The 7,392-nt window shown below is 62.8% G+C and carries 8 protein-coding genes; 3 read left to right on the forward strand and 5 right to left on the reverse strand.

Annotated features, from left to right (window positions below; translation table 11 throughout):
- Nucleotides 1-7: 7 nt before the first annotated feature.
- A complete protein-coding gene (locus ASD52_RS16805; protein ID WP_025426354.1) occupies nucleotides 8-946 on the forward strand; it encodes a DMT family transporter in 939 nt (312 codons plus the stop codon).
- A gap of 15 nt (nucleotides 947-961) precedes the next feature.
- Here the strand turns inward: ASD52_RS16805 and ASD52_RS16810 are convergent, their stop codons facing one another.
- The 5 genes from ASD52_RS16810 to ASD52_RS16820 all read right to left on the reverse strand — a co-directional run bounded on the left by ASD52_RS16810 (nucleotide 962) and on the right by ASD52_RS16820 (nucleotide 5,256).
- The gene (locus ASD52_RS16810) at nucleotides 962-2,254 is read right to left on the reverse strand and encodes an MFS transporter (protein WP_025426355.1); all 1,293 of its coding nucleotides are present in this window, start codon (nucleotides 2,252-2,254) and stop codon (nucleotides 962-964) included.
- A 210-nt stretch (nucleotides 2,255-2,464) separates the two neighbouring features.
- Complete coding sequence (locus ASD52_RS39355; protein WP_164474923.1) at nucleotides 2,465-2,620, reverse strand: hypothetical protein; 156 nt, start codon at nucleotides 2,618-2,620, stop codon at nucleotides 2,465-2,467.
- A 65-nt stretch (nucleotides 2,621-2,685) separates the two neighbouring features.
- Entirely contained in the window at nucleotides 2,686-2,862 is a 177-nt protein-coding gene (locus ASD52_RS39360; RefSeq protein ID WP_107026881.1) for a hypothetical protein, read from the reverse strand.
- 142 nt (nucleotides 2,863-3,004) lie between these two features.
- A complete protein-coding gene (locus ASD52_RS16815; RefSeq protein WP_025426356.1) occupies nucleotides 3,005-3,916 on the reverse strand; it encodes a uracil-DNA glycosylase in 912 nt (303 codons plus the stop codon).
- A 41-nt stretch (nucleotides 3,917-3,957) separates the two neighbouring features.
- Nucleotides 3,958-5,256: an Hsp70 family protein gene (locus ASD52_RS16820; protein WP_025426357.1), complete on the reverse strand. Its 1,299-nt coding sequence runs from the start codon at nucleotides 5,254-5,256 to the stop codon at nucleotides 3,958-3,960.
- Nucleotides 5,257-5,433: 177 nt separating this feature from the next.
- Between ASD52_RS16820 and ASD52_RS38450 the strand changes: the two genes are divergently transcribed.
- Together ASD52_RS38450 and ASD52_RS16825 are read left to right on the forward strand one after the other, a co-directional pair.
- Nucleotides 5,434-5,676 (forward strand): hypothetical protein, encoded by a 243-nt coding sequence (locus ASD52_RS38450; protein ID WP_128090422.1) that lies wholly within the window; start codon nucleotides 5,434-5,436, stop codon nucleotides 5,674-5,676.
- Between the two features lie 59 nt (nucleotides 5,677-5,735).
- Nucleotides 5,736-7,391, forward strand: coding sequence for an electron transfer flavoprotein-ubiquinone oxidoreductase (locus tag ASD52_RS16825; protein ID WP_057224811.1), 1,656 nt, complete (start codon nucleotides 5,736-5,738; stop codon nucleotides 7,389-7,391).
- Nucleotide 7,392: the final 1 nt, after the last annotated feature.

Raw genomic sequence — 7,392 nt, forward strand, 5'->3', positions numbered from 1 at the left:
GTTTTCCATGGATGCCGAAGTCGAAAACCCGATGAAGGGGATCCTGCTCAAGGTCCTTTCGGTCGTCATCTTCGTTTGCATGTCGACCTTGATCAAGGCGGCCGGGAGCGAGATCGCCACCGGCCAGATCACCTTCTACCGCTCCGCCTTCGCCATGGTGCCGATCCTCGGCTATCTCGCCCTTCGCGGACAGTTGCGCGACGCTTTCAAGACGAAGGATATCGGCGCTCACATCGCACGCGGCTTCGTCGGCATCCTGGCGATGAGCTTCGGCTTTTACGGCCTCGTGCACTTGCCGCTCCCCGAAGCGATCGCCATTGGCTATGCGATGCCGTTGATCGCCGTTGCCTTTGCCGCGATTTTTCTCGGCGAAACCGTTCGGCTTTATCGCTGGTCGGCCGTCGTCATCGGTCTGGTCGGCGTCATGATCATCACCTGGCCGCGGCTGACGCTGTTTCGCGAAGGCGGTCTCGGGTCGTCCGAGGCGCTCGGGGCGGCGGCGGTCTTGCTGTCGGCGGCGCTCGGCGCGATCGCCATGGTGTTGGTGCGCAAGCTGGTGAGGGCCGAGCGCACCCACACGATCGTGCTCTATTTCTCGCTCTCGGCCTCGGTCTTTTCGCTCGCGACCCTGCCGTTCGGCTGGCCGAGCATCTCGCAGAAAGCCTTCCTGTTGCTGATGATCGCCGGCTTCTGCGGCGGCGTCGCGCAGCTCCTCTTGACCGAAAGCTACCGTCACGCCGACATGTCGACGATCGCACCGTTCGAATACACCTCGATCGTGCTGGGCCTGATCATCGGCTATTTTCTGTTCGAGGACATCCCGACGAGCACCATGCTGATCGGCACCGCCATCGTTGTCGGCGCCGGTATTTTCATCATCTTCCGCGAGCATCGGCTTGGATTGGAGCGCAGGGGTGCGCGCAAGCACGTCACGCCACAGGGCTGACGGCCCCTGTTTCATTCATTCCGGCTGTCGTTCCCAAGCAGGCACCGTGTCGTCCTCGATCAGGCCGTCCTGCGACGCCTGCTGGGCGGTCGGGCTGGTAACGTCGGGTCCGGGTGTCGGCAGCACCGTGGTCGCCTGGAAGTCGGTCTTGGCGACGAGACCCTCGTGCTGCTCCCGCCGCAGGATGCGCCAGGCGGCGTAGCCTGCATAGAGTGCGAAATAGACGGCAAGCACGATGAACAGCGCCGCCGGCCCGAACCGATCCATGACCGGGCCGACCATCAACGGGCCGGAGATCGTGCCAAGCCCGTAGGTGATCATCAGGCCCGAGGAGATCTCGACATATTCGTCCGGCTTGGCGAGGTCGTTGGCATGGGCGACGTTCAGCGCATAGATCGGGAACAGGACCGAGCCGACGAGGGCGGCGACGATATAGAGCACCGTCGGGCTGCTGCCGATCGACGCGGACATGACCAGGCAGGAGATCACGCCGACAATGCCGCAGCCGACCATGACGATACGCCGGTCGATGCGGTCGGAGGCGCGGCCGATCGGGATCTGCGAGAGGGCGCTGCCGGTCAGGAGCGATGCGAGCAATGTTGCGCCTTCGCCGGTCGACAGGCCGATCTTCTGCGTGAACACGCCGCCGAGGTTCAGCCAGGCGCCCGAGAGCGCGCCTGCGAGAAAGCCGCCGACCACGGCAACCGGAGAGCGGCGAAACAGGCCTGGAATGTCGAATCGCGCCTGCGCCGGCGGTGCCGGCATCGGCGAGGAAGAAAGCGCCGTGGGCAGTAGTGCCAGCGAAAACAGCACGCCGCAAAGGATGAAGAGCGATGTGTTGGTCGGGTCTCCCAGCGGCACCATGTATTGCCCGCCGATGGTGCCGACCATCGTGGTGATGAGGTAGAGCGAGAACAGCATGCCGCGGTTCTCGTTGGTCACCCGTTCGTTGAGCCAGCTCTCGATGACGAGATAACTGCCGGAGATCGCGAAACCGGATATGGCGCGAAAGGCGATCCAGGCACGCCAGTCGACGACCAGCCCGCAAAGCAGGATGGCGATCGAAAGCAGGGTTATGAGTGCGGTGAAGACGCGGACATGGCCAACGCGCAACACGAATTTCGGCGTGATGATGCAGGAGAGGGTGAAGCCGACCGTGTAGCCGGTGGCAATGACCGAGACCGTCAGCGTCGACCAGTTCTCGGCGACGGAGCGAACCGGGATGACGTAGCTCTGAAGCCCGAAGGCCACCATCATCAACAAAGTGGACAGCATCAGGCTGAGGACGGAAGCGAGACTGGCCAGCATCGGCGCTCCTGAAAACAAAGACGCGCCGACTTGACCAACCGGGTGGCTGGCAACGAAGGCGCGATGCGGAGCGAGGGCAGTCAGACGGGGTTGCCGGAGTGACCGATCGCTTCGAACTCGAAATGAGTGTGGCTCTATCCAGTTTTCGAGGCGCTGTCGATTGCGACAGCCGATAGCAAAAAGACGGTAACGGTCCGTCCTCGGGCGCTATCAGTTCGGCAGCAGTGGTCTGATCGCCGAGCGATGGGCGCGGCGGGCGTCCTTGGTGGTGCTGAGCGCGGTGTATTCGCGCGAGGCACGTACGGCAGTGCCGATATCGGCGATCGAATCGAACAGGACCTTGAGGCTTGCAATGGGCTTGGTCATGATCTTGTTCCTTGTCTTACGTCGTCTCTTTCGCGCGACACGCCTTTTGGCGCATCGCGTGGGGATCAGCGCTGGATGAAGTCGGCGAAGAGCTGCGACGGACGGGTGGTCCGGGCAAGGCCGATTGCAGTCATCTGCTCGTTGGCTGCCGAGCCGAAGCGGTTGAACGGCGTCCGCCGGGCAGCGTCCGTATGACGGAGCGTCTCAAAGCTGCTGTGGATCGGGCGAAAGCGGGCAGTCATGGTTCTTGTTCCTTATTCCATTCCTCCCGTGTTGATATATTGCGCTGCAACATGGATTTTGCAATGCACTAGAACGCTGCGCAGATATGCGCAAACCGCATGGCTTTCTTCACACTTTGTTCATGAAACGGGCAGGCGGCCGTCAGCCGTTGATGCGGGCCTTGAAGGCAAGCATATCCTGCCAGGCAAAGCGCTTGTTGATCGGCGCTGTCACCAGGTCCTGCGGGTGCAGGGTCGCAAGGGTCTGGACGCTGTGTCCGCCCATCTGAAGGTCACGCCATTCGCCGCGCAGCTGGTGGATTGTGTCGCTGCCGCCGAAGAAGAAGCGCGCCGTAAAATTGCCGAGCAACAACAGGTGCTTGGGCTCGGCCAAAGCGACCTGGCGCTCGATGAAGGGGCGGCAGATATCGGCCTCGCGGGCGGTCGGCACGCGGTTGCCCGGCGGGCGCCACGGCACGACATTGCTGAGCAGAACGCCCTCGCGCGATAGTCCGATGCCGGCGAGCATGCGGTTGAGCATGTCGCCCAGCCTGCCCGAGAAAGGCTGCCCGTCGCGATCGTCATCCGCATAGGGCATCGGGCCGACGATCATGATGCCGTTTGACGGATCGCCTTCGGCAAAGACCAGATTGCGGGCGCTGTTTCTGAGATTGCAACCGACGAAGCCTTCCATTGCCAACCGCAGCTCGGCGAGCGACCGCGCCGATTCGGCGGCAAACTGCGCCTCCTTGACGGCCTGGGCGTCGGGGATGGCCACAGCAGGGGCGTTGACGGCAGGTGCTGGCGCGCGCGTTTCGCGAGCTTGGCCACCGGCCGAGCTGGCCGGCTGCCGCGTAGCAGGCGAGGCCTCCGGGCGCGCAACCGGCTGGCTTGCGCTCGTCTGTGGGCGCGAATCGGCCTGTTGGCGCACGTCGGAACGCGCCGCCTTCATCGCTTCGAACTCGGCGAGGCGATCGACAGGCTCCTCCTCCATCAGCCACTCGACACCCGCATCCGCGTGGAATGCGAGCAGGGCGGCGAGTTGGCCGGGGGAGAGGTTGTCGGCAGAAGTCATGGGCGCCAACCTAGCACGTCAGAAAATGTGGTCCAATGGCTTCATGCGGCATTCGCGGTCCAGTGGCCGATATCCTCATGTTCTCCGATCAGCGCCAGGCCGTGGGCGATGGACAGCAGTTCGCCGCCGCTTTCGATCCGGTCCTTTTCGAAGCGCCGCTCGAACAGGTTGCGCACCGCCGGCACGAACGAGGTGCCGCCGGTGAGGAAGACCTTGTCGATGCTTTCGGGCGGCGTTTCCGTTGTCTGTAACACCTCGTCGAGCGCGTCTTCGATGCGCGCAAGTTCAGGCGCAATCCAGCTTTCGAAGTCGGCGCGGCGCACCGTGCGGCGCGACATCTCGCCAAGCGGCGAGAAGTAGAACTCGGTTTCCTCCTCCTGCGACAGGCGCATCTTCGTCGCCGAGATCGCCTGGTAGAGCGGATAACCCTCGTCATGCTCGATCAGGTCGACGAAGGCCTCGAGCTTTTCCGGCTCCAGGCTCTGGCGCACCAGCTTCTTCAGATCCGTGAAATCTTTCAACGTCTTGAAGATCGAAAGCTGATTCCAGCGGCCGAAATTCGCATAGTAGTTCGACGGGACTTCAAGCAGCTTGTCGAAGCTCTTGAACAGACTCCCCTTTCCGATGAGGGGCGAGATCACATTGTCGATGATGCGGAAGTCGAAATGGTCGCCGGCGATGCCGACGCCCGAATGGCCGATTGGCGTTGCCGTCAGACGTCCCGCCTTGGTCTCAAAACGGATCAGCGAATAGTCGGTGGTGCCGCCGCCGAAGTCGGCGACCAGCACCGTGGCGTCGCGCTTGAGGTTCTGGGCAAAGTAGAATGCGGCCGCCACCGGCTCGTAGACATAGTGGATCTCGGGAAAGCCGAATTCGGAAAGGGCGGCGCTGTAGCGCTCGAGCGCCAGTGCCGGATCGGGGCTGGAGCCGGCAAAGCGAACGGGCCTTCCGACGACGATGCGGCTGTATTGGCTCGCCCAGTCGTCGCCGGCATAGTCCTTCAGCTTGGAGAGGAACACCCGCATCAGGTCTTCGAAACTATGGCGCTTGGCATAGATCTGCGTGCCCTGGAACAGCGGGCTTGCGGCGAAGGTCTTGATCGACTGCAGGAAACGACAGTCGCCGGGATTGTCGATGAACGAGCGGATTGCCGCCTGTCCGGCTTCCACCTTCAGGGCGGACGCGCCGAGGTTGGAATCCTTCATGAAGGAGAGTGCCGTGCGCATCGCATCGGTGCTGCCAGCCATGCTGTCGAAGTTCATCGAATGGGTGGTGTCGCCTGCCGAAACCGCGAGGACCGAGTTGGTGGTGCCGAAATCGAAGCCCAGTGCTCTGGCCATATGATGTCTCCTGACGCCTGTGTTTTGGTGTCGCTTCGCGACGCGCCCTTCCGGGGCTTGCGAAGGCGACACGGCTCTGTTCCGCACGCCGCCTTCTGGGCCGGTGCCGGGAAGGTCGGCGGAGCCCGGAATGAAGCGAAAGGCATGCCGTTCCGGCGCCGTAGGGCGCCTTGCCGAATGCTGGTTGCGGATGGGATTGCCGGCGTCTTCCGCCGGAAAATGAATGCCCGGCCTCCTGACATGGCTATTCGGCAAAAGCAAGGCTGCAAGGCGGCGGCCCACAAGGACATGGGTGAAATCACGTATTTACGTTTACGTTCACGTCATATAGACATTTGTGCTAAACTCATGACCTCATGCGCAAAAGCGGGCATCGACTGTCGCATCCCGGCTCGACAAGCCAAACTGCATTTGCCATGACGAGATGATATGGCCTGGGAACTGAGCTGGCAGAAGACCGGCGAGACTGGAGAGACGGTATGAGCGAGGCGATGGATCTACCCGAGCGCGAGAGTATGGAGTTCGACGTGGTGATCGTCGGCGCGGGGCCTGCGGGGCTTTCGGCTGCGATCCGGTTKAAGCAGGTCAATCCCGAGCTTTCGGTGGTGGTGCTGGAAAAGGGCGCCGAAGTCGGCGCGCATATCCTGTCGGGTGCCGTCGTCGACCCCATCGGCATGCTGCCGGGCTGGCGCGACGAGGCCGACCATCCGTTCAAGACCGAGGTTACCGACGATCATTTCCTCTTGCTCGGTCCCGCCGGCTCGATCCGCCTGCCGAACTTCGCCATGCCGCCGTTGATGAACAATCACGGCAACTACATCGTCTCACTCGGCAATGTCTGCCGCTGGCTTGCCGGCCATGCCGAAGCGCTCGGCGTCGAGATCTATCCGGGCTTTGCCGCAACCGAGGTGCTCTATAACGACGAAGGCGCCGTCATCGGTGTCGCCACCGGCGACATGGGCATCGAGCGCAACGGCGAGCCGGGCCCGAACTTTGCCCGCGGCATGGAACTGCTCGGCAAGTACGTGCTGATCGGCGAGGGCGTGCGCGGCTCGCTCGCCAARSARCTGATTTCAAAATTCGATCTCTCYAGGGATCGCGACGTCCAGAAATTCGGCATCGGTCTCAAGGAACTGTGGCAGGTCAAGCCCGAGAACCACAGGCCCGGTCTGGTGCAGCACTCGTTCGGCTGGCCGCTCGGCATGAAGACCGGCGGCGGTTCGTTCCTCTACCACCTCGAAGACAACATGGTCGCCGTCGGCTTCGTCGTGCACCTCAACTACAAGAACCCCTATCTCTTCCCGTTCGAGGAGTTCCAGCGGTTCAAGACCCATCCGGCCATTCGCGGCACCTTCGAGGGCGGCAAGCGGCTGTCCTATGGCGCCCGGGCGATCACCGAAGGCGGCTACCAGTCGGTGCCGAAACTGTCGTTCCCCGGCGGCGCGCTGATCGGCTGTTCGGCCGGTTTCGTCAACGTGCCGCGCATCAAGGGCAGCCACAATGCGGTGCTGTCGGGCATTCTGGCGGCTGAGAAGCTGGCGGCGGCAATCGCCAGCGGTCGCGCCAATGACGAGCCGATCGAAATCGAGCGTGGTTGGCGCGACAGCGCCATCGGCCAGGACCTGAAGCGGGTCAGGAACGTCAAGCCGCTGTGGTCGAAGTTCGGCACGGCGGTCGGCGTAGCGCTCGGCGGTCTCGACATGTGGACCAACCAGCTGTTCGGCTTCTCGTTCTTCGGCACGCTGAAACACGGCAAGACCGACGCGCAGAGCCTCGAACCGGCCGCCCAGCRCAAAAAGATCGACTATCCCAAGCCCGACGGTGTTTTGACCTTCGATCGGCTGTCCTCGGTGTTCCTGTCGAACACCAACCACGAGGAAGACCAGCCGATCCACCTGCAGGTGAAGAATCCGGAGCTGCAGCGCACGTCGGAGCTCGACGTCTTTGCCGGTCCGTCGACGCGCTACTGTCCCGCCGGGGTCTATGAATGGGTGGAAAAGGACGGCCAGCCGGTCTTCGTCATCAACGCGCAGAACTGCGTGCACTGCAAGACCTGCGACATCAAGGACCCGAACCAGAACATCAACTGGGTGCCGCCGCAGGGCGGCGAGGGACCGGTCTATCCCAACATGTGAG

Source organism: Ensifer sp. Root142 (genome assembly GCF_001426785.1).
GTDB lineage: Bacteria > Pseudomonadota > Alphaproteobacteria > Rhizobiales > Rhizobiaceae > Ensifer > Ensifer canadensis.

Coding starts and splice junctions, on each gene's coding strand:
- ASD52_RS16805 (WP_025426354.1), top strand. CDS start 8: ATGGATGCCGAAGTCGAAAACCCGATGAAGGGGATCCTGCTCAAGGTC.
- ASD52_RS16810 (WP_025426355.1), bottom strand. CDS start 2,254: ATGCTGGCCAGTCTCGCTTCCGTCCTCAGCCTGATGCTGTCCACTTTG.
- ASD52_RS39355 (WP_164474923.1), bottom strand. CDS start 2,620: ATGACCAAGCCCATTGCAAGCCTCAAGGTCCTGTTCGATTCGATCGCC.
- ASD52_RS39360 (WP_107026881.1), bottom strand. CDS start 2,862: ATGACTGCCCGCTTTCGCCCGATCCACAGCAGCTTTGAGACGCTCCGT.
- ASD52_RS16815 (WP_025426356.1), bottom strand. CDS start 3,916: ATGACTTCTGCCGACAACCTCTCCCCCGGCCAACTCGCCGCCCTGCTC.
- ASD52_RS16820 (WP_025426357.1), bottom strand. CDS start 5,256: ATGGCCAGAGCACTGGGCTTCGATTTCGGCACCACCAACTCGGTCCTC.
- ASD52_RS38450 (WP_128090422.1), top strand. CDS start 5,434: ATGCTGGTTGCGGATGGGATTGCCGGCGTCTTCCGCCGGAAAATGAAT.